14 protein-coding genes and 6 pseudogenes are annotated in these 24,491 nt (G+C 66.5%); 8 read left to right on the top strand and 12 right to left on the bottom strand.

The window, feature by feature from the left end:
• The first annotated feature begins 586 nt into the window (after window positions 1-586).
• Window positions 587-1,318, top strand: a complete 732-nt coding sequence (locus tag ACFZBD_RS31505) for a transposase (RefSeq protein WP_391146308.1) — start codon at window positions 587-589, stop codon at window positions 1,316-1,318.
• Window positions 1,319-1,584: 266 nt separating this feature from the next.
• Window positions 1,585-1,800 (top strand): annotated as a pseudogene (locus tag ACFZBD_RS31500) (integrase core domain-containing protein); the annotation flags it as partial.
• A gap of 864 nt (window positions 1,801-2,664) precedes the next feature.
• Here the strand turns inward: ACFZBD_RS31500 and ACFZBD_RS31495 are convergent.
• The gene (locus ACFZBD_RS31495) at window positions 2,665-3,246 is read right to left on the bottom strand and encodes a transposase (protein ID WP_391146306.1); all 582 of its coding nucleotides are present in this window, start codon (window positions 3,244-3,246) and stop codon (window positions 2,665-2,667) included.
• A 193-nt stretch (window positions 3,247-3,439) separates the two neighbouring features.
• A pseudogene (locus ACFZBD_RS31490) lies at window positions 3,440-3,697 on the bottom strand (IS110 family transposase); the annotation flags it as partial.
• A gap of 353 nt (window positions 3,698-4,050) precedes the next feature.
• Between ACFZBD_RS31490 and ACFZBD_RS31485 the strand changes: the two are divergent.
• A pseudogene (locus ACFZBD_RS31485) lies at window positions 4,051-4,903 on the top strand (IS110 family transposase); the annotation flags it as partial.
• 100 nt (window positions 4,904-5,003) lie between these two features.
• On the opposite strand, the gene ACFZBD_RS31480 reads toward ACFZBD_RS31485, so the two are convergent.
• From ACFZBD_RS31480 to ACFZBD_RS31465, 4 genes are all read right to left on the bottom strand, one after another.
• Window positions 5,004-5,183 carry a hypothetical protein gene (locus ACFZBD_RS31480; RefSeq protein ID WP_391146366.1) on the bottom strand — a complete coding sequence of 60 codons (180 nt, stop codon included), beginning with the start codon at window positions 5,181-5,183 and terminating at the stop codon, window positions 5,004-5,006.
• Window positions 5,184-5,439: 256 nt separating this feature from the next.
• Complete coding sequence (locus tag ACFZBD_RS31475) at window positions 5,440-6,399, bottom strand: hypothetical protein (protein ID WP_391146304.1); 960 nt, start codon at window positions 6,397-6,399, stop codon at window positions 5,440-5,442.
• Window positions 6,400-6,509: 110 nt separating this feature from the next.
• Window positions 6,510-6,920: a hypothetical protein gene (locus ACFZBD_RS31470; protein ID WP_391146303.1), complete on the bottom strand. Its 411-nt coding sequence runs from the start codon at window positions 6,918-6,920 to the stop codon at window positions 6,510-6,512.
• The gene (locus tag ACFZBD_RS31465; RefSeq protein WP_391146300.1) at window positions 6,886-7,509 is read right to left on the bottom strand and encodes a TnsA-like heteromeric transposase endonuclease subunit; all 624 of its coding nucleotides are present in this window, start codon (window positions 7,507-7,509) and stop codon (window positions 6,886-6,888) included. Before ACFZBD_RS31465 ends, ACFZBD_RS31470 begins: the two co-directional genes overlap by 35 nt.
• Window positions 7,510-7,893: 384 nt before the next feature.
• Between ACFZBD_RS31465 and ACFZBD_RS31460 the strand changes: the two genes are divergently transcribed.
• Window positions 7,894-9,132, top strand: a complete 1,239-nt coding sequence (locus ACFZBD_RS31460) for an AAA family ATPase (protein ID WP_391146298.1) — start codon at window positions 7,894-7,896, stop codon at window positions 9,130-9,132.
• Window positions 9,133-10,227: 1,095 nt separating this feature from the next.
• On the top strand, window positions 10,228-11,442 hold the full coding sequence (locus ACFZBD_RS31455; RefSeq protein WP_391146295.1) for a ParB/RepB/Spo0J family partition protein: 1,215 nt from the start codon (window positions 10,228-10,230) through the stop codon (window positions 11,440-11,442).
• On the opposite strand, the gene ACFZBD_RS31450 is transcribed toward ACFZBD_RS31455, so the two are convergent.
• The gene (locus ACFZBD_RS31450) at window positions 11,392-11,997 is read right to left on the bottom strand and encodes a hypothetical protein (RefSeq protein WP_391146358.1); all 606 of its coding nucleotides are present in this window, start codon (window positions 11,995-11,997) and stop codon (window positions 11,392-11,394) included. The two genes, ACFZBD_RS31455 and ACFZBD_RS31450, sit on opposite strands and share 51 nt — an antisense overlap.
• 764 nt (window positions 11,998-12,761) lie before the next feature.
• Complete coding sequence (locus ACFZBD_RS31445) at window positions 12,762-13,217, bottom strand: hypothetical protein (RefSeq protein ID WP_391146293.1); 456 nt, start codon at window positions 13,215-13,217, stop codon at window positions 12,762-12,764.
• Between the two features lie 1,808 nt (window positions 13,218-15,025).
• Between ACFZBD_RS31445 and ACFZBD_RS31440 the strand changes: the two genes are divergently transcribed.
• A complete protein-coding gene (locus tag ACFZBD_RS31440) occupies window positions 15,026-17,218 on the top strand; it encodes a hypothetical protein (RefSeq protein WP_391146291.1) in 2,193 nt (730 codons plus the stop codon).
• A 111-nt stretch (window positions 17,219-17,329) separates the two neighbouring features.
• Here the strand turns inward: ACFZBD_RS31440 and ACFZBD_RS31435 are convergent.
• From ACFZBD_RS31435 to ACFZBD_RS31420, 4 genes and pseudogenes are all read right to left on the bottom strand, one after another.
• A pseudogene (locus ACFZBD_RS31435) lies at window positions 17,330-17,635 on the bottom strand (transposase); the annotation flags it as partial.
• Window positions 17,636-18,073: 438 nt separating this feature from the next.
• A pseudogene (locus ACFZBD_RS31430) lies at window positions 18,074-18,808 on the bottom strand (site-specific integrase); the annotation flags it as partial.
• 1,241 nt (window positions 18,809-20,049) lie between these two features.
• The gene (locus tag ACFZBD_RS31425; protein WP_391146356.1) at window positions 20,050-21,291 is read right to left on the bottom strand and encodes a tyrosine-type recombinase/integrase; all 1,242 of its coding nucleotides are present in this window, start codon (window positions 21,289-21,291) and stop codon (window positions 20,050-20,052) included.
• Window positions 21,292-21,917: 626 nt separating this feature from the next.
• Complete coding sequence (locus ACFZBD_RS31420; protein WP_391146289.1) at window positions 21,918-22,550, bottom strand: tyrosine-type recombinase/integrase; 633 nt, start codon at window positions 22,548-22,550, stop codon at window positions 21,918-21,920.
• 662 nt (window positions 22,551-23,212) lie between these two features.
• Here ACFZBD_RS31420 and ACFZBD_RS31415 point away from each other — a divergent pair.
• Window positions 23,213-23,917: a hypothetical protein gene (locus ACFZBD_RS31415; RefSeq protein ID WP_391146285.1), complete on the top strand. Its 705-nt coding sequence runs from the start codon at window positions 23,213-23,215 to the stop codon at window positions 23,915-23,917.
• Between the two features lie 208 nt (window positions 23,918-24,125).
• Window positions 24,126-24,447 (top strand): annotated as a pseudogene (locus ACFZBD_RS31410) (leucine zipper domain-containing protein); the annotation flags it as partial.
• Window positions 24,448-24,491 lie beyond the last annotated feature (44 nt).

Genomic DNA, 24,491 nt, shown 5'->3' with positions numbered 1-24,491 from the left:
GCCGGAAGTATTCCTCCCTCTCAGCGTGCAGCTCCTTCCGCCCTTGTTCCTTCCGGCTCTCCCGGATCTTGACGTCCATCGCATCCCCTGAGCTGGGGTGTTGCCACGACCACTAGGACGGAAGGGAGGGGGAGGGGTCATAACCAGGACTCGGAGGTAGGTACACCGTGACCCGCGCCGGCACCAGCCGCGCCGGCCTCGGCCAGCGCCTCCTCGACCATCTCGAACGGCACGATGCGGGTCCCGTCACCGATGTGGCCCGGCGCGAACAGCGCGTTGCGACGGGTCCGCTATCGTCTGGGGGCAGTCCCGGTGAAGGCCTGTTCGACCTGGTGCGCGGGCCGACGGCCGCGGCCGCCGACCGTGGCGGTCGACGGCACGCTGCTGTCGGCGCCGGACGCTCCGGCGAACCTCGCGGTTTTCGCCAGGCAGCGGTGTTAGAAGGGGACCGAGAGCTATCCGCAGATCAGGCTGACGGTACTGGTGGCCTGCGGGACCCGGTCGGTGATCGGGGCCGTGTTTGGTCTGGCGGCCAGCCGGCGAGCTGGGATACGCGCGCCGGCTGGCCGGTGATCTGCGTGCGCGGATGCTGCTGCTGGGTGACCGGATTTTCGCCGCCGCCGCCCTGCTGGACCGCTTCGCGGCCACCGGCGCCCACCTGCTGGTGCGGTGCAAGTCCGGGCGGAAACTGCCCGTGGTAGCCCGCTTGCGCGGCGGCTCGTTCCTGTCCCGGCTGCGAGCGCTGACTGTGCGGATCATCGACACCGAGATCACGATGACCACTTCCCAAGGGATCCGCACCCGTCACTACCGGCTGCCGAACACCCTCACCGACCCTATGACCTACCCGGCGCGCGAGCTCATCCGGCTCTACCACGAGCGCTGGGAGATCGAGATGGCCTACGCGGAGCTGAAGTCGACGGTCCTGGGCGGACGGGTCCTGCGGGCCTGGATCCTGGCCGGCGTCGAGCAGGAGGCCTGGGCACTGTTGGCCGCCTACCAGGCACTGCGGACCGCGATGACGGACGCCACCGATAGCGCCCCGGCCCCGGCCCCGGCCCCGGCCCCGGCCCCCGCCCGGCTTCACTGTCCGCCGCCCGCGGCAGCTCGCCCTGGCCGCAAGGATCATCGCCGACACCGCAATCGACCTGGTCGGAACCATCAGCCGCAACGTGCTGGCCCAGGTCCTGCCCGCCCGGCGGGTCCGCATCAAAGACCGTGGCAAGCAGGGCATTTCCGCCCTTCCCTGTGCCGGGACCACTCCGCAACGAGCAGTCGGCGTGGCTGCGACATCATCAGCGGCTACCCGAGCGAGTAGGGCCCTGGTGGGCAGCCGGATCTCCAGCGCGGGCAGCCTCTTCCCAAGCCGGTGCGCCGAGTATTACGTCGTAATACCGGGCCGGGAGCTGTCCGGAGACGCCGACATGTCGATGTGGCCGATCCCTGGCTGGGCTCTGAATCCGCCCGCCGGGCTTGTAGTCCTGGCAGTTGCCAAATGCAGCCGTCGCAAGCACGACGTCTCCTTGCCTCGACAGGCCGCCAAATTGGTGTGGACGCACTCGATACTGGGCGGGCCCTGGGAATAGGCCACCTAGGGCAGCCCCCTGCGGGGTCGTCGAACGCCTCAACCGCACCTTGCTCGACGAGTGGGCCTACGCCCGCCCCTACCGCTCAGAGCAGGAACGACGCGATGCGTTCCCCGACTGGCTGCACTCCTGCAATCACCACCGCGGACACACCGCGCTTGCAGGCAAACCACCCGCCAGCCGCGTCCCCAACCTCACAGGGCAATACACCTAGCCGAAGTTGCGGTCGAGGCCGCCGAGCGGCAGCACGAGCCCCGATCGCGGTGATCACGGCGGCCGTGCTCCTGACGCTCGGGCCGGCAGGGACGTCAGGAGGTGGACCAGGAGGAGGGCCTCCAGTAGGAGGCGATCTCCCGCTCGGCCTGGCGAACGCTGGGTGTGGGCGGCGGCGAGCCGGGCGGCCGTGCCGGGCACGATCAGCGCGCTGGCCTCGATGCCGGGAACGATGAAGGACTGCTCGGCGAGCGTGTCGAGGATCTCGTTGAGGCTTAGGCCTTGAGTAGGGCCTCGCAGCGGGCCCGGCCGAATTCCTTCAGTCTCGGAGGGGAGCCGTGCCGTCGGAGGAGGGCTTGGACATAGGGGTAGGCCAGGCAGGGGCCGAGTACGCGGTTAGCTCGGCCAGTACCTCGTCGTCTCGGGCCGATCTGCGCCCCCTGCGCGGGGTGGGTACGGGCGGTCTCGGCGCTCACGAGCGCGTCGCGGGCGACGGTCTCGGCCTTCCCGGGTGCGGGTCGGGGGCCCGGGTCACGGTCAGCGGCAGCGCACCGATATTGGCGACCTGGTCTCTGATCACCACCAGGGCAGTGCCAACTTTGCCACCGGTCTGGCTCCAGCAGTCTTGACCCGGTGTTGGGCAGCGGCTTGCTGTGCACGGTCCTGCCGCTCTTGTCGCGGTCGTGTCGACCACATGCGTCCAGAGCCCAGCGCTTCCAGGCCGCAGGCCGAGGCCAAGGCCCTTGAGAGCGGGATCCTCGCCCTGGTACGGCGGCAGGCACCCGCACTTCTCGGCTTGTTCGGGGTCGAACCGATCACCATCGACCCCTGGAATCCGCCCAGGAGGGGGAGGAGCCACGCTTCATTACGTCGTAATACTTGGCGGCAGACCGCAGAGCGATACGGGCCTTGAGGCTTGATCTTGCGCAGCGACCCATAGGCGTGGGGCGGTGCTCGCGCTGATCCGGAACCCGGCGGCGATCTGTTCCAGACGAGCATCGGGACCGCCCCGAGGCTGCTGTGTCGTGTCAAACGGCTGGAGTGAGTTCCTCGATGCTCCCGATCTGGGTTCGCTCGGTCCGTTCAAGGATCTTGAAGATCTGACGACAGATGGTGCGCTTGGGGCATCGCTGTGCGTCGCGGGAGGTCTTCCCCTCGGTAATTCTTCGGGCGATGTACGTCTTCGTGGCGGGTCGAGCCGCATACGGATCAGGGTGATGGTGGGCATGGCCCGGTTGAGCTGCCGGTCGCCGCTGCGATTGAGTCGGTGCCGGCTGGTGAGCCCGGAAGACGCAGGGATCGGCGAGACGCCGGCAAAGGACGCAAAGGCTGCTTCTGAGCGGAACCTGGCCTGATGGGACCAACTGCCAGGATCTGAGCTGCAGTGATCGGCCCGACGCCGAGCAGGTCGAGGAGCTCTGGAGCGGACGCTCTGACCAGCGTGCAAGATCCTTGGCCTCGGCTTGCAGGGTCTGGATGCGTTGGCCTGTGGATCGAAGGGCCTGTGCTGTCATCTGGTGTTCAAGGTCCTGGGTGGGGCGGTCGCGGAGCTGGGCGCAGTGGGTGATCTGGGACGGGCGCTTGAGTTTCCGCAGCTCGGCGCGTAGGCCGTCTGGCGCGGAGACGGTCAGTGCCTTGAGCTGGTTGATCGCCGCCGTGGACGCAAGGACCGCACCTTGGCGGGTGGCGAGAAGGACACGCAGTGCCTCTCGTTCGCCGCGGAGTTGGGGCTGTATCAGGTGCTCGGTGGCCAGGGCCTCCTTCGCGGCCCGGATGGCATCGAGCATGTCGGTCTTGCGTCTGCCCCGGTTGGTGGCCCGCCTGGGCCGGCAGACCTCGACGACCTGCTCGCCGGCCTGGTCAAGGAAAGAGGCGAGCCCGTCGCCGTAGCTGCCGATGCCTTCCAGGGCCAGTTATGTTTCGAGTCATGCCGGATCATCGGCGTCGAGCCTGGCAGCAACCCATCTCGGGCCGTAGAAGAACTCTCACAGTCATGTTCTTCGCGGTCCTGCGATGGGGCCGCTGGCCTCCGGGCCCGGTATGACGGTGTCCGCTCTGTCGCACGGATGACCTGGGGGGTGGTGTCGCCGGGTCCGTGGTGTGCCGTCGGAGACGCTGATGAGCGACCCGGCCACCGCCCGGTCCGGCGCAATGGCGGGTACAGACGCGGGCGGCAGGCCTGCATAACGTGGATGCGCGAGCACGGTGCCATCGCCCTGGCCAGCACGGTCAACGACCTGGAAAGGGTGCGATGTTCGACATCGAAGGCGTGGGCGTCTACCTCGGGATGGACGTCGCCAAGACCACTCACCACGGTCACGGGCTGACGTCGGCGGGCAAGAAGGTCTTCGACAAGCCGATGCCCAACAGCGGACCGAAACTGCGGGCCGTCTTCGACAGGCCCAAGGCCAGGTTCGGCGCCGTCCTGGTGATCGTGGACCAGCCCGCGTCCATCGGCGCTCTGCCGCTGACCGTCGCCCGCGACGCGGGCTGCGAGGTCGCCTGCCTGCCCGGACTCGCGATGCGGCGGATCGCTGATCTGTATCCGGGCGAGGCGAAAACGGACGCGAAGGACGCGGCGGTGATTGCAGACGCGGTCCGGACGATGCCTCACACTCTGCGTTTGCTGGAACTGACCGACGAGATCAACGCTGAGCTAACGGGGCTGACCGGCTTTGACCAGGACCTCGCGGCCGGGGCCACCCGCACCAGCAACCGGATACGCGGTCTGCGCACCCAGTTCCATCCCAGCCTCGAGCGCGTGCTCGGGCCCTCGCCTCTACCATCAGGCCATGACCTGGCTGCTGGAGCGTCACGGCTCCCCGGCCGCCCTGCGCAAAGCGGGCCGCCGCAGACTCGTCCAACTGATCCGGCCCAAGGCCTCGCACATGGCCCAGCGGCTGATCGACGACGTCTTCGACGCCCTCGACGAACAGACCGTCGTCGTGCCCGGCACCGCCACCCTCGACATCGTCGGGCCCTCCCTGGCCGCCTCGCTCGCCGCCGTCCACACCCAGCGCCGGGCCCTGGAAGCCCAGATCAACGCCCTGCTGCTGTCCAAAGCCTGCCATTCCGGTCCGGGCAGCAGATCGAAGCCAGCTGCGTCTTCCTCGACGAACCGGCGCCAGCCTTCCAGACGGGTGGAGGGATCCGGCCGGTCTTCTTCCAGGTCCACAGCCTCTTCTTCGTCCGGTTCCGGGGTGGCTACCACCACTTCTCAGCCTCCTGGCGTGCATCGAAGCGTCGGGCAGGGCGCGCTTCCGGTCCGTCGGCGGCCCGATCCAGCAGCGCCGCCGCAGCCTGGGCGACCTCTTCCTCGTGCGGCCTGCGCTGCTCCCGCTCGGTCAGTACCTGGTGGGCGCGCTCGAATACCAACTCGCCCATCGGGACTGGAGACGTGCGCAGATGGCGCCACGTTGCCGTGATCCACCCTTCCCCGCGGTGATTGCGCACCCAGACGCAGGAGATGTCGTAGGGGTCGTAGTGGACCTCCCATAGACGGCCGCTTGGCCCGGCCCCGGACGGTTGGCGCCGGTGGGGGTCGAGTGCACAGGTGTCGTGGTGCGGTTGTTGATACGGACTCCGCTTGGCCCGATGACCCGCCATGCACGGGGCATCAGTTGGATGTACTCCTCCGGACTCAGCGCGACTGGCACGTATCCAGCTGCCGAGACCAGGGCGGTTCTCGTTCGGGCTCAGCGGCCGATCCGGCATCAGCGGGTCCCTCAGACCGTCGTGCGGCCGTGTTTGCCACCCCGCGACGACCCACTCCTGCAGTAGCTCCTGAAGTTCGTGGATGGATGAGGCCGCGTGCGCAGCCGGGTCCTTGCCAGCGCATCTCGGCGCTGCGGCCCGTATAGCCAGCCACGTACTGGGCGAACATCGTCGCCACCGAGCCGAGGGTCCGTTCGATGTGCGGCCGGTCGGTGTGGGTATCGGGATGCGCGGGCTGGAAGGAGATCCCCAGGCTCCGGCAGGCGTTGCGGAAGGTGTCCGAGATGAACGCTTTCCCGTGGTCGCTGACCACCATCTCCGGGGCGATCACCGGGACCGCGGCGGCCTTGGCCAGCCGCTCGTCCAGCGACAGCAGCGATGCGTAGGGCAGCACCGAGCGCGACATGCGCAAGGCGTCTGGCCAACCGGGCCTCATCAGGTCCGGTGTCGTAGCTCGCGCCAGCAGGAGTGCGGTGTCCACCGCCTGGGTCGACGGGCGCACTACCGCCGCCGCCAAGGTCCTGGTGGCCACATCCACCAGCCCGGTCAGCTCGCAGCGGTCCACGACCCCGTCGTCATGGGTGACCAGTACATCCAGGGGCGTGGAGTCAATCTCCATCACCTCGCCCGGCCGGGCAGCTATCAGCTGCCCGAACATCCGCTTCGGCTGCTTGCCCAACGAGCGGCGGGTGCGGGCCGACCCCATGAGATGCCGCCCGCTGGAGACCGCCTCCAGCAGCCGGTAGAACGTCGCGCGGGACGGCATCTCCACCACTCCGGCGCCGTGCTCGGCTGCCAGCTCCCGCTCCACCTTCCGCCGCAGCACCTGCGCGGTAACAGTCGCATCATCTGTCCGCCCGCCCACCACCTCCTCGATCGCGGCCACCGCCCGTGGATCAGCCCGGCTCGTGCCAGTGGCGGGCTTGCGCAACCGCCCGTCCACCAACCCCGCCACCCCTTCACGCTCGAAGCGGGACCGCATCCGACGCTGCGTGCTCAGCCCCACTCCCTCACCGCCCACCCCCAATCGGCCAGCTTGGTCAGCTCCCGCTGACCCAGCGAGTGCAGCGACGGGTCGTACTCTGCCCGCACCGGGGCGTGCGGATCGTCGTCCGGGCGTCCCGTCAGCAGCTCGACCAAGTGACGCTGCCACCATCTGACCCGATCCGTGACGTCCTCCGGCAGACCCGCCAAAGCACCCGGATCACTCATGACCGGGCGGACGGGGCCGACGCTGACCACGGCGAAGCCGTCGGAGGACAGCAAATGCCCCAGCAGCACCACGCTCGCGGCATGCGCATCGTCGACCAGCCGCACCGACGTGCCGTGCAGGGCGATGACCGTATGCTCGCGCCCGTCATAGCGGACCCGGTCACCCAGCAACAGCATCCGCGGACGCATCGGCATCGGTGTCCACCTCCTTGGCGATCGCGGGTGCCAGGCTCACCAGCGTGGCCGCTGACAGCAACTCGCCCTCCAGATCGATGTTGAGCTCCCGGAGCCACAGCAGATGGAAGAGCACCGGCAGCACGGCGATCGGGTCACCGACCGACCGGGCTCCCTCCAGCAGGGCCTGCGGCTCGGTGAAGGCGGCCCTCAGCTCCGCCGCCACCGGTTCCCGCCGCACCCTGGGGTGCCGGTAACCCGACAGCCAGCGCAGATTCGCCGCCGACACCGGCTCCAGCACCCCGACACGTTCGTATCCCCAGCCGACCCGGCCGCAGGCCATGGCAGTGGCTGCGAACTTTGCCGCGTCCTCGGGCTCGATCCGATCGTCGGGACGTACGTCCAGCACTGTGGCTGTGCCGTCCCGCCGACGTACGAAGTAGTCCGGCGTGTGGTTGATCCGGCGCCCCTGGCCGCCGTACCGCCAAGAAAGCCGGAAGGGCTGCGAGGCCAGCGCCACCACATCCGGGTCGAAGTCCAGCCGCATCAGGTGGCCCAGCTCAACCCAGGATTCGTAACCGATTTCCGTGGCCCTGGTTATTCCCAGCACCAGCCGGGGAAGTTGCGCTGCCCCCGGAACGACGGGAATGCACGCACGCAAGGTCGAAGCCGGCTGACCACATCACCTCAAGTGGCCCCCGGCACAGCTCACCAGGGGCCGCCACGTACTCCAGCCAGAAGTCCTCTGCCTCCACCAGTTCCTCCCGCATCGCCCTGCCCTCGCACATTGACCGTAGGTAGCGGCTCAGACCGGTGGGTCAGGAAGAGCGAGACGTACCAGCAGATGGCCGAGGTTGACTGAGACGCGCGACCAGATGACTTAGAACGACTGGGATTGGCTCACCATCAGCGAGACAGGTCAACCGACGCCAACAGTCCAAGAACTACCGTGCCGACGCTTGTGATGGCCCTGAGCGTTAGTAAGGTGTCGCCCATGAGTTCACCTACCTCGAGCGACCGCGAGAAGGTCGTATCCAAGCTTCCGGCCGGGCTGCAGAGAGATCTGAAGATCCGCACCGTGCAACACGGCATCGACATCCAACATGCTGTCGAGGCAGGCATCATGGCCTGGCGCGGGCTGGGTGCCAGCCTTTCGCCCATCGAAACCTCCGGCGCCAGGTCGTTCTCCACGTTTCTGCCAACCGGTCAATGGGACGACTTCCGAACGGACTGCACCTCCCGCGGGGTATCCCTCATCCAGGGACTCTCACAGTCCGTGTTCCTGTGGCTAGAGAAGAACCCGGCGCCAGCGGTGGTTCGGCCCAGGCACCCCCGACGCATCATCGTCTGCAACCAAAAGGGTGGCGTCGGGAAGACAGCCGTCGGGGCCGGCGTCGGCGAGGCCCTGGCCGAAGACCCCAATCAGCTGCACCCGGTCCGGATCTCTAAGCACTTTGCCGTGGCGCTCGGTGACGATGAAGCTGACTCCCCGCTTCACTACGAAGACCTCCCGGGCCTTGGGCTGAACGTTCTGCTGGTCGACTTTGACCCTCAAGCCCATATGACCAATCAGCTCGGTCACGAACCTCTCCCGATGGATGGTGACAGCCTGACCAAGCACATGGCCGGCGAAGCCAAGGGCGAACTGCGCGACCTCATCGTCCAGATCAACGGCGAGCGCTTCGGTGACCGGCTTCACCTGCTGCCCGCCTGCAACGACGCCTTTCTCCTCGACGTGAAGCTCTCCAGCGTCCGGGCCCGCGAAGCTGCCCTCGAGCGGGCTCTCGGCACCGTCGAATCCAACTACGACGTAATCCTGGTCGACTGCCCCCCCAGTCTGGGTTTGTCCATGGACGCCGCTGCATACCTCGGCCGCCGCCGCCCCGGCGAGGCCCCCGGCAATTCGGGCATCCTCGTCATCGTCCAAGCCGAGGACAGCTCAGCTGACGCGTACGGCCTCCTCACGTCGCAGATCGAAGACCTCCGGGACGACATGCACCTGGAGCTCGACTACCTCGGGATCGTCGTGAACCATTACGACGCCCGACGCGGCTATATCGCTACATCGTCGCTCCAGGCGTGGATGGACATAAAGGATCCTCGCGTTGTGGGAGTCATCGGGGATCTGAAGGAACAGAAAGAAGCTGTTCGCGCGAAGCTGCCACTCCTCGAATACGCTCCACGCTGCAGTCAGGCCGTGGCTATGCGGGCCCTCGCCAGGGAGATTTCATGAGCTGTCTGAGCGAACCCCCACGTCGCCCCGGCGTGAGTCGGCCTTTGGATGCTCCCGCTGGATTGCCCGGCCGATGGGGCGTAGCAGCCTCCGTCTCGCCCGCTGGGCCCCGACAGGCGTATCCAGGCTCGGGTGAGAGGGCGCTTGAGCCGCAGGTGCCGCTTCTCGTGCCTGCGGGCATCAGCGATGTACTTGACGCAGCCATTGCCGCGTCTGCTGCCCGCGGCGAGAGTGGTGTCGGTCAGGCATGGGAGGCGGTGGGTCTCATGCTGGAGGGCAACGGATTGGCCGGGCTTAGGAGCGGAGCGGCGGTTGCGTTTGCATCGGGCTACAAGCCACCCGGCAGTGAGGTTGCCGCCGGATGCGAGGCTGGGGTGCCGCTCCGGGCCGGCATGAGCAATGTTCGTGACAAGCTCGCGCAATACGGCCTTGCCCCCATGCAAGGGGGCTTCCATCAGCGCTGCGAGCTAGTTGACGGCGACGACCGTATCGTCCACCACATCCGCCTGAAGCCGGGCGCGTGCCTGGATCCGGCCCCGCGCGGCCTGGCCGGCGGTCTCCAGCAGAGGCAGCTAGTGCACGCCGGTATGCAGGTAGGCGGCGAGCCTGAGGCTGTCCACGACGTTAGCCCCGGCATCCTTGGTGCTACGGCGAGGATGCATGACATAGAAGGGGCAGGGGCGCGCCGCCGCTACCCCGGTCCCGGCGGCCAGCAGCTGGGCCACAATCAGAAGCCGGGCAGTCTCAAAGGCCACTGGCACATCAGCAGGCACACCAAGATCCGCCAGCCAGGCCTCAGGTGTTGGAACGCCAGCTTTACTCGGCGCGCTCAGCTCTCACTCGTCAAACACGAAAGAACTACCTTTGTGTCGTGCGTCAAGCACCAACTCGGATGCGAAGAGGCATGCCGGGAGCTCGCCAATCGGTACGCCAATGGGCGTCTCCCTGAGAGGTCCCGTGCGGCTGCGGACCCGACAAGACCGGTGGCGGTGGAACTTGTGATGGCCAATAGGCGGCACGCAGCACGCGATGTACAACACGGGGACCAAGTGGTCGCACCGGTATTTAAGTGCACTGCAGTTAGGAGGCTCTCCAGTGAGCAGTAAGGCAGCGAAGCTCGGCATGGGCGCCTCGTTCCAACAGGCCAAACCCGTCAGCTCACGGCGCGCCGCCATCGAGGCGTCGACTACCGCTCCCACCGAAGGCGTCCCGGCACCCACCGAACTCTCCGTCAACGAAATCAGCCTGAACCCCGACAATCCCCGCTCCAGGTTGGGAGACCTGACAGACCTCGCCAACAGCCTCCGCGATCACAAGCAGAAGACCGCGATCAGCGTCATGACGAGGTTTGCCTACCTAGAAGGCAACCCGGACAAGGAAGACCAGCTGGAGCCCCGGGCCCGGTATGTCGTCATTGAGGGCAACAGCCGTCTAGCTGCGGCGCGTGAAGCTGGCCTGAAGACCATCAAGGTCATGCTCGACGACGGCCTGGGTAGCAGCTCCGACGAGATCCTTGAGTCCGCCCTTGTCGCCAACATCCACCGCAACGATCTCGATCACCTCGACGAGGCGCGCGCCCTGGAGCGGCTATTGAAGATTCATGGCACACAGGAAGCCCTAGCGGCGCGCCTGCATCGTTCCCAGGGCTGGGTGTCCCAAAGACTCGCGCTGCTGAAGCTGAATCCGGAACTGCAGCAGCGTCTGGAAAACGGTCAGGAGCCGGCGGACCTACTGCGGCGTGTGGGCGGCCAGGCTCCGGAGAAGCAAGAGGCGCACCTGGAAAAGCTCAAGCAGGAACGAGCTCAGGCAGTTGCAGCGAGGCGGGCCGCCAGGGGGCGGACACTGCCGCCTACCTTGGGGACGCTGGCCGTGCCCGCCGCGGCCAGCCCAGAAGCGGGTGCTACCGAGAAGGAGCAGAGCAGCTCCAGGACTGGTGTACAGGCAGCAAATTTCGGCCCTGAGTTCCTCGGAGGCCCCGTAGCAGCGCCGCGGCATGGGGCTGGGGACGAGGAGAGCTACACCACACGTTCTGACGTGAAAAGCACCGGGGACGGCAGCAGAGATTTTGCGGTTCACGAATCCGTCCCCATCGCTGCCCTGCCGTGGAAGAACGGCGCTGCCGTGATGGACATCGCCTACCGATCCTTGGATGCCGAGCAGCGCAGTGTCTTCATCCAACGCTACTTCCAGGTCAGTAGGGGCGTGGAGGCAGTGGTCGAGGACATGAGGGGTAAACTGAGCGCACCAGACAGAAGGGAACTAGCCGACATTCTGCAGCAGGTCGCCAGGATTCTGGCCGAGGCAGAGTAGGGCGTCAAACAGGTCTATCGCCACATCATCATGCGCGCGGGACCTGCTACAGCAAAGTCCCAGTGGTCGGGTAATCCGCCCTCTGAACTTTCCCCGTGATGTCGGACACCTCATGCTTACGCTGCGAGGACGTCCTTGTTCGTGTCGCTGCCGGATCTGCAGTGGGGTGCGGTAGCCCCAAGGTGCTTCGGCAGCCGTCTGCGGTTGCAGAAGGTCTCGATAGGGTGAGGATCTCGGCGCGGGCGGTGGCCCGGTCGGGCCAGCGGCGGGTGCCGATCTTTTCTTGCAGCACTGCGAGGAAGGACTCGGCGGCGCGTTGCCGAAGCATGAGCAGGTTCGTCCTATGTTCTGCCGCAGCCCCAGTCGGTGTATCTCACGGCGGAGTTCACCGGAGGTGTACTCCGGGTGACGGTCGGAATGTGCGATGCAGCCGGGCTGGAGGCGGCCGCGGTCGGCGGCCATCACCAGCGCGTCGACGACCAGGCTCGAGCGGTGGTGGCCGGCCATCGCGTAGCCGACGATCTCGCTGGTGCCCAGCTCTGGCCAGGTCGCCAGATATTAACCAGCCTTCATCGGCGGGGACGACGGCGATGTCGTCGGCCAGTTGCAGACCGGGCGCGGGGGCGGTGAAGTCGCGGCCGAGCACATCGGCCGCGGGCACTGCCCTGACCAGCACGGTCAGCGGATACCGCCGCCCGCGACGACCACGCGGATCGGCGCTCTCCGCTGTGCAGTCACCCGCCAGGGCGCCCGAAACACAATCAGCGCAGGCGCGGGCATGACAGGCACACATCACCGAGGCTCCGTTGTTTGCAGGTTGTTTGCAGGCGAGTTGGTACGTCACCCACATCAACGGAGTCTTCGGCACGTCCGGTCACACCCCAGTCGACCAGCCCATTGACAAGATCACGACGACTTTGCAAGAGCCCTGGTCAGACACAGGGCATGAAAGGCGCAAATAGGGCTGTCGCCTCTTGCAGGACGGAGAGCCCGCGGGGGGAGTGCTAATCGTCAGGAAATTGGCGTACGGGCCCACCCGGGGGCGTGCGCACGCAGCATCTATCCCGACCCCCTCCATAGCCCGGCCCTAGACACAGGAACGGTTGCTGGGCCTGAAAGGAATCGGCGTGTGTCGGAGAGTCGGCTGGCTGTGCGCTCATGTACGTGCGAATCTGGCAGTCCCAAACGGACTGCCCGCGAATCACTGCTCTAGGCCAGCACGGCAGGAAACGACGAAGGGGTCTCAATATGCCTGCAAGAAGCCGCTGGGTATCCGGGGTATTGGGTGCGGTGGCCCTGGCTGCGCTAGGCTCGATGAGTCATAGCGAGGCAGCGGCGTACGTGGCAGGACAGCAGACCCCCACGCCTCTTATCTCGCCTTCAGCAAGTTGCATCCCGGCAGGCGTCTCCGTCCCGACTGTGACCGTGACGGCAACAGTAACGGTTACTGCCACAGCCACGCAGCGCATCACCCCTACGCCCCTGCAAACGGCATCCCCGACCGGCACGAGTACCGCTTCGCCTTCCCTGACCGGCACTGCCTCTGCCTCCCCGTCCGGGTCGCCCTCTGTCCCGCCTTCACCATCTCTAAGCGTCAGTGGGACACCTTCACCCACTGTGCCCTCACTGCCCACGCCCTCATTCTCACCCTCAGCTCCTCCTACCGCTCTTCCTGTCTGCCCGACCAACACCCCGACGGTGACAGCTACCATCACCGTCACGCCCTCGGGACTTGCCCCCACCGGGACTCCGCAGACCCTGCCAGTGAGCACCATCGCAGCAGTCGCGGCGGTACTAGCGCTGCTCCTCCTTCTCGCGCTGCGGCTGATCAAGCGGCGACCACCCCGACGTCATTGACCTGCTGCCGGCGCACGTGCGAGCCACATAGCAAGGCTCGGAAGTGGTGCGGGTCTCTGCCGAGAGTTTCCAAAGAATCGTCTGTGCGGCCGACGGTCTGAGAGCAGGATGAAGATGGGGCGCCTCAATAGTATCTGAAATCAGCCCTACAACACGGCCCAGTTGAGCGCGCGCGGATAGGCGGTGGCCAGGGCTGCCGCTCAATCCTGTGTGAATATGTTCCTGCTGATGAGAGGCCCGTGCCTGCACTAAGCTCTGTTGGCGCGGCTACCTCGCAAGTCGCCCTGCAATAACGGAGCTTCGCTGTGAGAAGGCGCATTCTGACACGTCCGTGCCGGTGTCGGCGCAGGCGGTGCTGTGACAGAGGCCCGGTGGGGCGACCGGTCCGTGCACGGCGCTGGGGCGTTGTTCCCGTTGCCGCGGCTGCTCGTGATCGCGCTGTGTGTGACGGCGGCGGGGTTTGGGTCCTGGCGGGCGATGGCGCAGGGGGCTGGCGCCGCGGAGCCGCGGGAGGAGCAGAGCCTAGCCGGAGCCGTTGCCTGCCGGTACGTCCGGGCTGGTGAGGGCGCCGGGGGCGGACACGCTGTGCAGTGTGCAGCCGACGCTGAGGCCGGGTGAGCTGAAGGTTCTCCTGCGGCTGGGTGTTGGCTCAGCAAACGGTAGAGGCGGGTGGCAGGGCCTCTGAGAAAATCGCGTCGGGGTACGCAGAGCGCGGTGATGCTGTCGGCGTGATGGCTCACACGGCACGCTGGTTGCCCAGCAGCGAGCCGCGGACAGGAGAAACGAGTGCCCGGGCGCTGGCTCCGCTGTTCAGCGGTTCTGGACGGGCGGGGTGCGGTGGTGACGGTCATCGCCCTGGCACCCCAGGCGGAGACCGCCAATGTGCTGGTGTAAAGGGCGGGCGCGCACTTCGTTCTCCGGGTGAAGCGGACCCAGCCGGCCCTGTGGGAGGGGTGCCGCTCGGTCCCGTGGCATAAGGTGACGGCCGGGCACACGGAGAGTGGACGAGGGCACGGCCGACCGCATGGCCCGGGTGACGCACCGTGAAGCCCTCGGGGAAGCAGTCCTGCGGGATCGTCTGCCTGACCACGGTCTCACCTCGCAACGAGCGGCTTCCGAGGCCGTCGCGAGGTACGCCAGGGGTCACTGGGGAGTCAAACTCAAGATCCACTATGTGTGGATGTGCCCTTCGGCGAGGACGCCGCCCGGCTTCCGCACGGGCTACGGCCGGCAAAACGTCTCTACGTTGCGGTCGATCAACATCAGGTGCGCGATCCGCGCCGCCGACATGCCCTGTGCGGAAAGGCGCCATCTCAGCCCGCCACCGCGTCACCACCGGCCCGAAGGCCGATCCGCATCAGCCGTCGCTCTTCGGCGTCGACATCAGCCCCGTACTCGTCTGCTGCCTGCAGCTGCAAAGCTTGTCACGCGACCACAAAGCCAACATCGCTCGACCTGGCACTGCTGGGAGTGGGGGCCGGCCTCCGCTGTCGGCAGAAGCTGATTGCCCTGGAGCTCGGCGCAGGTTCCAGCCCGCCCGCGCGGACTTCCTGCCGCTTACCCGCGGGACAGCGGCGGCAGGGTTCACGCGGCAACTTTGAGCAGCTCAGCGGTCCCCAGAACCGCCCCTGCCCTCTGTCCCTATGTACCCGCAGCGCTGCAATTTGCGGCCTTGCACCCGAGCGTGTAGGTGGCGGGCTCGGAGCCGCAGGCCCACACTGGCTCTATGGAAAGAGCGAGCCGCACCGTCCACGCCGCGGCGCTCGTGGTCCACGCCGCGGCGCTCGCATTGGTGTCGCTGTGTACGGCGCTTCTCGTCATCCTTATCACCATCAATAACACGGTCGCGAATCCGAAATTCTATGAGTCCGTGCTTGACGATAATGATGCGTACAGCAGGATCTATGACCAGATTCTCGTGGATCCCCAATTGTCTGCAGTGACAAGCGATCTCTTGGCCAGGCTCCCTGTACCCCCCGGCGTGGTATCGGCCAACTTGAAAAACCTGGTACCTCCGTCGGCCTTGCGTGAGCTCACGCAACAGCAAGTTGATGCGGCGGTTTCCTATGTGCGGCGCGGAGAGGATGGACCTTTTCGCATCGAAGTAGACATAGAGCCTATAGCCAATAATCTAGCGTCACTAGGGCAAGACTACTTTAGTGACCTAGTTTCTTCGCTACAGGAAAGCGAGTCGGCGAACTTTACTCAATTTTCACAGCAGCTTGGAAAAGCGGCTGTGGCGCTATCGCATGGTCAGCGCCCGCAACAGCTTCCGAATCTGGAGCTGACTGAACGTCAAGCTGATGCCGCCACGACAGCGCTACTCCGCGTCGTCCCGGCTCAGCAGCGGGAACAGCTCCGTTCCGGGGTCAGGGCAGCGCTGGGTGACGGAGACATTGCGTCAGCTCTCGCTGCAGTGGGCCCGGCCGCGTTTTCTCCAACATCGGCGGCGGCTTCCACGAACTTGATGGTTCGGGCTGATGAGGACGGTTCTTGGGACGTCCAGGTGAAGAGCGGTGACGGACGAGAGATTCCTGCCCTTAGACAGGCTCAGGCCATCAGCTATTTCCTGCTCACCATAGGTCCGGGTGCGATAGCGGCAGTAGCAATCGCAGCGCTGGCAGTGGCTCTCTCCACAGGCCCGCTTTCGCGGGGCCAGAAGCTCACGCGGATTGGGTGGGCAATCACCATCGGGGCTGTTTCCGTGGTCGCCGCTCTCTGGGCTGGGGAACAGATCGTCGGTGAGGGAATCTACGTACCCCCTGAATCGTGGCCTGCCTCAGTTTCCAACCTCATCTCTGACATGGAGCACACCGCTACGTTGGGTATAGCGCACACCGCGCTGGCAGTGGCTCTTGCTTGTGTCTCATTCGGGGCGTGCCTGACCGTGATTGGTTGGGCGCTTGCACGCCGATACAACCCTCCGGATCTACCCCGACGGACCGCACTGCTGGCGTGGGCTGGTGCATTTATGGCGCTGCTGCTGGCAACAGTACCGGCAGCATCCATAGAAATCGGATTTAAAACGCAGCGTCGGTGTCAGGGTGATATCCGTCTGTGCGAGCGGCCATATAATGATGTCGCCTATCTGGCCTCACACAATGCAATGTCCTCTACCGCCGAACACTTCATTGGCCCATTGCAGGATCTTGACATCATTGGTCAGCTGAACTATGGCGTCCGGGCTCTCCTTATCGATATCCACCGATGGGAGACGCCGGAAAGTGTCACGGAACGACTGCGCGCGTCCAGCATTAGCCCGCAGCTGCAGGCACAGATAGACGAATTCGCCAAGAGAGCCAATCCTCCTCGTGCGGGGCTCTGGCTGTGTCATGCCGTCTGCCGGGCCGGAGCTACTGAGCTCAGCTCGCAGCTGCGAGACGTCGGAGCATGGCTGGAGGCTAATCCCACCGAGGTTGTGACGATGATAGTTCAAGATGAGACCAGCAATGTAGATATTGAACGGGCCTTCATCGGAGCAGGACTGGGTGACTTCCTGTTCACCCCTCCTGCCGATCCTGATGGCCCTTGGCCTACGCTGGGAGAGATGATCGATGATGGGCGCAGGCTGGTCGTCTTTTCCGAGAAGGCGGACGGCCCAGGACCTTGGTACCGAAACTTCTACCGCTATGGGATGGAAAATCACTACTCCTATGCCCGACCCGAGGACATAAATTGCTCTCCGAACCGAGGCGGGACAGGCAAGGAGCTGTTGCTGATGAACAATTTTGTCACCAACGGCGGGGGGAGTAGAGCGGATGCCGGAGTCGTTAATAGGCGCGACTGGATCCTATCCCATGCGAAAGCGTGCGAATCGGCCCGCAACCGCCCCGTCAACTTCATTGCTGTCGACTACGTGAACATCGGGCAAGCACTCGAAGCGGTGTGGGATCTCAACGATGACTCGTTGGATCCCTAGTAGGGCTTGGTCAGGTCGGGGCTGGTGTGGGTATGCCGCGGTGGCAGGTGGGGCAGACGCCGGTCCATGTCGCGAGGAGGGTCTGCAGCTCGCGGACGGCTTGGTAGAGGCTCAGGCCGGCGCCGTGTCTTTTGGGGCTTGGGCCAGTCGTTGCAGGGTGCAGAAGGCGTGGGCGAGGGAGACGAGGGTGACGTGGTGGTGCCATCCGTTGAAGGTGCGGCCCTCGAAGTGGGCGAGACCCAGGGCCTGTTTCATCTCCCGGCAGTCGTGTTCGATGCGCCAGCGGAGCTTTGCCAGGCGGACCAGGGTGGTCAGCGGGGTGTCGGCGGGCAGGTCGGAGAGCCAGAACTGAACGGGTTCGCTCTGTCCGGCGGGCCACTCGGCCAGGAGCCAGCACTCAGGCAGTTCCGGTCCGTCCATATGCTGCCCGTGGCCCCGATCGAGCTGGCTCAGCTTCTCCTCGGCGCCAGCCAGGCTGACCTGGAGACCCTCGACCTCGCCGAGCCAGCCTTCCGTCTCGGCTTCGGCGATTCGGGCGATCAAGTTGTCCCGGATCTCGGCAAGCCGTGCCCGTTGGGCCGGGTCAGGCCGGAGGAGCGAGCATCTGACACAAGCGTGCTCATGGATGCAGGGGGATCCGAAGGCGCGTGCGCAGGTGCCGATGGACACCTTCCGCTTCTCGAAGTGGGCGAGGAAGGCGTCCCACTCCGCCTCTGTCGGGATCCGGTACTCCTCGCCGGGACGGGAGGCCCGTCGGCGGGCGATGAACGCTCGGTGGGCCTCGATCGTCTCGGCAGGGTAGACCGCCTTGTATCCGATCGTGGTGTCGATGCTCTTGTGACCGCAGATGACCTGGGCAATGTGCGGGGGTAGTCCGTTCATGATGGCGTCGGTGACGAAGATCCTTCGAAAGTCGTGGGGAGAGAAGGACAGTGCCTCACCTTCGGCGTTGGTCAGCCCGGTCGCGGCCAGCGCATTGATCAGCAGTTTGCGGATCGCGGTCGGCGTGAAAGCGCGGTGCTCGGAGCCGATGCCGCGCTGGAACAGCAGCGGCATCGGCGGGTTCCAGACCTTCTCGCGGACGTCATAGGCGGCCACCAGCGGAACCATCCCGCCAGGGCCGCGCAGTCGACTGATGATGGCGCTGAGGACGTCGGCGAGTTCCGGGCTGACCAACAGGAGCCGCTCGGTGTCGGTCTTGGACGGAGCGATCTGCAGCAGCGGGACGACCTCGCCGGTGGCCGGGAGCCGGTACTGGGTGACGCTGTGGTGCGTGAGTTCCAGGAGTTCCTCGTTGCGAACGCCGGTCAGACGCAGGACCTCGATCACGGCGAACGCCCAGAAGGCTTCCTCTTCTTCATAGAACAGGTTCCGTCGGCGCCCGCTGGAGGTCTCTTCGGCCCACGTCAGGTGGCCTGCGGCCTTCGGAGCGATGGCTCTGCGCAGGGCCCCGCCGGTGCCGGGGATCAGTTCTCCGGGCTCGGTGTCTCCCGCCGCCTGGAGCAGGCCGGCGGCTTCACGGCGCCGACGGTCGGTGGTGCTGACCAAAATTGGAAGGACGGGCAGCCGCTCGCGGGTGCGCTGATCCATCCGGGCTTTGCGTCTCTTGCGTTCCTTTGCCTTGTGGATCTCGTCGTCGCTGATCGGACAGGGCACGGCCCATGGCCCCCAGCGGGCCGGTTCCTCGGCCGCCCATTGCGCGATGTCGAGGTAGAACGCTCGGACGCGCATGAGTTCGTCCTTGGCGTTGAGTCGCGGGCTGGAGACCTCGACGCTCTTGCCGTCGGGGCCAACGACGTTGCGCTTCTTGACCTTCAGGTCGTCCTTCCAGGCGCGAGCCACCGCCGGGGGCAGCCGCAGTGAGTCGATTCCCGGTGCCAGAGCTTCGATCCGGGCCCAGAACAGGCCCGCGAGCGTGCGCGAGATCGCGTCCAGGCTGGCGAAGTCCAGCGATGGTTGGCGCTCGCGCAGATAGTCCACCATCACGTCGCGTACCGGTTGGCACCGGATCCGGTAGCGGTCCACCAACTCTTCGATACTCAACTGGCCCAGAGCGAGCCCGAAGGCACGGATCGTGGCCGGGGCATCCTCAGGGAAGATGCCCATGGCCCGCAGCCGCAGGTAGAAGTCGACCTTCTTCTGCCCGCCGCGGGCGTGCACCCGGCGCTGGGTATCGACGAGCTCCACGCAGTCGCCGACGGTGATGTCGCCAATCCGTCCGCCCTTGCAGGCCAGCAGCGTGGCGATCCGCGTCGCAGCGATCTGCGCATCCTTGCGCGAGCTCGCTGGCCCGGCGCCGGCCATCTGATGCAGGCGCGCGAATCCGTCCGGGTCTCGAACCTCGGCCATCACAGAGGCGAGATACCGGTGCGTGCGGGTGAGCATCCACGGCAGAGCAGGACGGATGACGTCTCCGCAGATCAGCATGAGCAGCCCGGAGGTCAGGTCTTCCCGGTCATGCGACGGTGAGGGCCCGCGCTCGCTCAACCACCGCTGTGGAAGCTCCACCCAGGCGGCTCCGCACAAGTCCTCGGCCCCCGTAGCCATCCAGCGCTGCTGCCACGTATCCCCGGGCTGGCTCGACAGCCAGTGCAGCAGCTTGGTCACCCCACGGCGGCGTCCGGCTCGGGTGCCGTTCGCCGCAGGGAGGAACGGCGGCGCCGTCAGGCGTCGCAGCGTCTCATCAGACGACTGCGCGGTCTGGGACCACCACCGTTCCGCGGTCCGGGCCGGGAACTGCTCCCGCAGCCGGCTGTTCCGCGCCTGGGCCTGCTCAGCGGTCGCGTTCGTGATCTCCAACGTCTTGCGCGTCGCGTGCTTGACGACGGCCGTCATGACGAGCGCCCGAACAGGACGTCCAGCGATGCCGGGTCGTAGCCCGGTGCCGGCGGCGGAGGCGCAGGCTGGATGCTCTCGCGGGCCTGGCGTGCGTGGTGCGCCAGCACGCCGGCCACGACCTCGTCCTTGTGCGGCGTCAGATATACCTCCGTGGCAGACAGGTGAGCGTGTCCGAGCACCCACTGCACGTCGGACAGCGTCAGCTTCGGGTCGCGCACCATGCGGGCGGCCGCGCTGTGCCGCAGGTCATGAAGGGTCCAGTCGGCGCCGAGCGAGGCGTTGACACGCTCGAACATCCGGTGGGCACCGTGGTAGGTCAGGGGTCGAATCGGGTCTCGCCGTGTCCACCACACCGGCTGGGTGCGGCCCCGCGCAACCTGGCCTTGTACCTCCTGCTGGTAGAGGCGCAGCCATACGAATGCGTCCGCCGACGCCGGTACCTGCTGGACCGCCTGCGAGCCCTTGCGCACCACGCTGATCAACTGCTGGCCGGGGTCGACATCGCGCTGACGCATGCCGATCAGTTCCGAAGCCCGCACCCCGGTGGAGATCCAGAAGGCGACCAAGGCCCGGTCGCGGTTGGAGGGCAGCGCCGCGAACAGCTTGTTGAACCATGCCTCCGGAATCGAGCGCGGGATCCGCCGCGGCAGGCTCGGCCGGTAGCGGCCCACCCGCTCGGGCCTCCAGCCGTCCATCGGATTGTGGTGCGCGTGAGCCCGCCCAGAGCGGCGGGACAGATCCAGCGGGAACGGGTTCAGCAGCGGGCCGGTCCCCGCATCGCGGTGCACATCGTAGAACCGGCGCAGGACCGTCTCGCTGTGCACGACGGTGGCCGGAGCGTATCCGGATCCGGTCGACGGCTTCCCGGTCACCGGGTTCCCGGCACCGGCTCCCCGTACCGCTCGCGGGCCCTGGGCCTTGATCTTCCTGGGTTTGACGGTTTCTTGGATCCAGCAGCTGAAGTCCCGGGCCTCCCGACGGGTCGCCCGGTCCCAGGAAACGTCCACAGCCTGCAGGAACCGCCACCACCGCAACAGATCCATCCCGTAGGAACGAACCGTTGACGGCGCTTTCCCCGCGGCCAGCAACTCCTGGAAATAGACGGCGACCGCCTCGACGGCCGCTCCGTCGGGATCGATCAGCCGGTAGGGCTCGTACCGGTGGCCGGTCTCCACCAGCCGACCCCACCGGGGAACCACCAGGGCCGCCAAATCTCGTCGGGGAGCATCGTTCATCACGACCGGTGACCGTAGTGCGCGATGACTCCATCCGCCCACTGAACTGGGCAATCTCCAGGGTTCGTTCAGTCAACGGGGCGTGTTCATCGATGCAGGGGGTGCCGAAGTCGCGTGCGCAGACGCCGAGGGCGACCTTCCGCAGCTCGAAGTGGGCGAGGAAGTCCTGCCACTCCTGTGCGGTGGGCTCGCGGTACTCCTCCCCGGGTCGCAGCGCCCGGCGGCGGGCGATGAAGGACCGGTGGTGGTTGATGACGTCCTCGGGATAGATCGCGGCATAGCCGAGGGTCGTGTCGACCGTCCGGTGGCCGCAGATGCGGGCGGCGATGTGCGGGGGCAGACCGGAGCGGAGGGCGTCGGTCACGAAAATTGGCCATCCAGCGCTCCTGCCAGGTGCGGCCGGGCTGGTCCTCCAGCCAGTCCAGCAGCTTGATCAGACCGCGGTGCCGTGTGCGCAGGTTGGCGTCGCTGTCTGCGGTGAACGGCAGCGCGAGTGCGCTGCAGCACCTGTTCGCGCGGTTCCTCCGCCTGCCACCAGGTCGCCGGCGCTTCGCGCTTCTCCTGGCCGGGAGGCAAGGGGGCATGAGGGATGGGGGTGGAGTGCTGGGCAGTCACGGTCGCGGTGGTCATGCCGGGCCTCCGCCGAGGACGGCCGTGCCGAGCAGCGTCTGGAGAACCTCGGAACGGTAGCCCGGTGCGGGCATCACCGGTTTGACGGGTTCCGCAGGCTGCCGGGCGTGGTGGGCCAGCACGTGCGCGACGACCTCGTCCTCGGCGGGTTCGAGGTACTGCTCCGTGGTGCTGATGTGGAGATGGCCAAGGACCCATTGGACGTCGGTGAGCGAGAGCTTGGGGTCGCGCACCATGCGTTTGGCCGCGCTGTGCCGCAGGTCATGCAGGGTCCAATTCGCTCCCAGGGTCTCGTTGGCCCTGGTGAACACCATGCGTGCCGCGTCGTAGCTCAACGGCCTGATCGGGCGCCGAAGGGTCCACCACAGCGGCTCGTCCGGACCGTCGAGGGTCCTGCGGGCGGATCTGCTGCTGGTAGAGCCGCAGCCATACGAACGCGTCGCTGGAGGCGGGGATCCACTGCAGGGCCCGGGAGCCCTTGCGGATGACACCGATCGTCTGGTCACCGGGGCTGCCCCGGTCGCGGCTGGCTCCGAGAAGTTCCGAGGCGCGCGGGCCGGCCCAGAATCGCGCTGCTGGCCGCATCGACGTTCCCCACCAGCTTCGGCCCCCTTCGCTCTCCTCGGCATCCGTATCCGCCACGGGCGTCTGCCCTTCTCCGCGCCGCGCCGCTGTCTGCAGGCAGCACCCGCCCGAGGAGCCACTGGAGACCGGCGCGCGCAACGCCACCAAGGAAGGACCCCACACCGGCCCCGGAAGCAGACCGACTTACAGGCAGGGGCCCCGTCCAGCAACCCGAACCCCGGCAGGCGGGGCGCCACCGCCCGGTGATCACGCCAGCACGGCGGGCCCGCCAAAGACCGGCAAGACGCACCTGCGGCATTCAGGAAGAAATGGCATGCGTACACCTGGTGCGGCCCCACCACCCGCATGAGCTCACCCCCGAAATGCTCCTAGCAGGCAGCCGTATTCCGGCTCCTTTCAGCGGTCGGCGCGGTTGAGGCAGGACGGAAACCGCAGACCCTCACGTCAACGCTGCTCGTCAGCCCCTGTAGCGGCGCCTCCTACAGAACAGCAGCTCACCCGGCATCTGCCACCATACCGCGGATTGCCGGCGATGAAGCGGCCTACACACCGGAGAGAAAACTGACGCCCACGGTGCGCCTAAGAGTGTCATAAAAGTATTCACGTTACAGATGGCCTGAATCCCCCCTTCCTGATGGCGGGAGCTCGTATTTCTGGTGTAATGAATGCGCAGCAAATTGCTGCCCTGGAATGAAATGAGTTGATTGTGGAAAGCACACGCGCATCCGGTCGCATCCTCCGCTCAGCGACGCACCGTTTGGCGGCGGCAGCAGCCGCCGTGGCGCTCACCGCCACGGTCGCCTCTCTTGCCGCTCCGGCATCGGCTGCTGGCCCCGCGGCCGGAGATGAACTCACCTATGGCACTGACATTCTGCTGCAGAACCAGTTCACAGGTGACGGCGGCTACCTGGACACAATCGGCTCTCTGACCCAGCCGTCCGGTGCCACTTTCGATGTGGCAACAAACCAGAAGCCCAACAGTCGAGGCGCCAAGACGTCGGTGTGGAAGGTGGTCTCAGCCACTGGAAAGGTTGACGGCACCCCCGTCAACAGCGGCGACGTTGTCTACCTCGTCAACCAGTTCGGAGGTGGCACCTACCTGGACGCCAACGGCGGTTCCAGTAAGGCGGGCGCTAAATACGACGTCTCGAGCACCCTCAGCAAGGACCGCGCTGCGGGAAGCGGGAAGTGGCAGATCTTCGGCAAGGCTTCCTCGTATGGGGACGGACACATCCGCACCGCCGATGTCGTAAGCCTTCTTAACACCTACAACTACGACGGTTCCAGCGGTGGTTTCCTGGACGCCAACGGTGCGTCCAGCCAGCCCGGTGCCAAGCTCGACGTATCCACAAGCCACTACACCGATCGCGGGCCCGGCACGGGCTCGTGGAAGGTACTTCCGGCTGCCTGACCGGTGGCCGACCTCGGAGCGCCAGGTGCCTGCGGATCCGAAAAGAGGCTTGAGCGGCAACGCGTGAAGCTCGTGCTGCGTGTAGGTGCTCTGTCCTGGGAGGTCGTGGACGGGTGAGGCAGGTCTCGGCTGAGGGATCTTGAACGGGTGAGGGCCTTCCGGGTTCGGTGTGGATTGCGACGTCTCCACCGACGATCAGAAGGCCCTCATGCCCCACCGTAATGCACCCCTGACCGAGACCGGACGGCTGCGCCTGGCGCGCTGCGTGGTCAAGGACGGCTGGCCGCTTCGCCGGGCCGCCCAACGCTCCCAGGTCTCTCCACCACCGCCCAGCGGTGGGCCGCCCGCTACCGGATGCTGGGCGAGGCCGGGATGACCGACCGGCCGTCCCGCCCGCACACCAGCTTGCGCCGGACGCCCACGCGGACCGAGCGGCGGATCACCAAGGTCCGCCTCGCACGCCGCTGGGGACCGGCCCGTATCGCCACCTGCTCGGCCTCGTGCCCTCGACCGTGCACCGTGTGCTGACTGGGCTTGATCCGCGTTGACGGACATCTGAGATCAGGGCTTTCTG

The sequence above is a fragment of the Streptomyces sp. NPDC008121 genome (assembly GCF_042957155.1).
In the GTDB taxonomy this organism is placed as follows: Bacteria; Actinomycetota; Actinomycetes; order Streptomycetales; family Streptomycetaceae; genus Streptomyces.
The sequence above is the reverse complement of the archived record's forward strand: the minus strand, read 5'-3'. Positions and strand labels throughout refer to the sequence as shown.

What these genes read in the sequence shown, in the direction of transcription:
- ACFZBD_RS31505 (WP_391146308.1), top strand. Translation starts at nt 587, where the DNA reads ATGCTGCTGCTGGGTGACCGGATTTTCGCCGCCGCCGCCCTGCTGGAC.
- ACFZBD_RS31480 (WP_391146366.1), bottom strand. Translation starts at nt 5,183, where the DNA reads ATGGGCGAGTTGGTATTCGAGCGCGCCCACCAGGTACTGACCGAGCGG.
- ACFZBD_RS31470 (WP_391146303.1), bottom strand. Translation starts at nt 6,920, where the DNA reads ATGCCGATGCGTCCGCGGATGCTGTTGCTGGGTGACCGGGTCCGCTAT.
- ACFZBD_RS31460 (WP_391146298.1), top strand. Translation starts at nt 7,894, where the DNA reads ATGAGTTCACCTACCTCGAGCGACCGCGAGAAGGTCGTATCCAAGCTT.
- ACFZBD_RS31445 (WP_391146293.1), bottom strand. Translation starts at nt 13,217, where the DNA reads ATGGTGCTCACTGGCAGGGTCTGCGGAGTCCCGGTGGGGGCAAGTCCC.
- ACFZBD_RS31440 (WP_391146291.1), top strand. Translation starts at nt 15,026, where the DNA reads ATGGAAAGAGCGAGCCGCACCGTCCACGCCGCGGCGCTCGTGGTCCAC.
- ACFZBD_RS31425 (WP_391146356.1), bottom strand. Translation starts at nt 21,291, where the DNA reads ATGAACGATGCTCCCCGACGAGATTTGGCGGCCCTGGTGGTTCCCCGG.
- ACFZBD_RS31420 (WP_391146289.1), bottom strand. Translation starts at nt 22,550, where the DNA reads ATGCCGAGGAGAGCGAAGGGGGCCGAAGCTGGTGGGGAACGTCGATGC.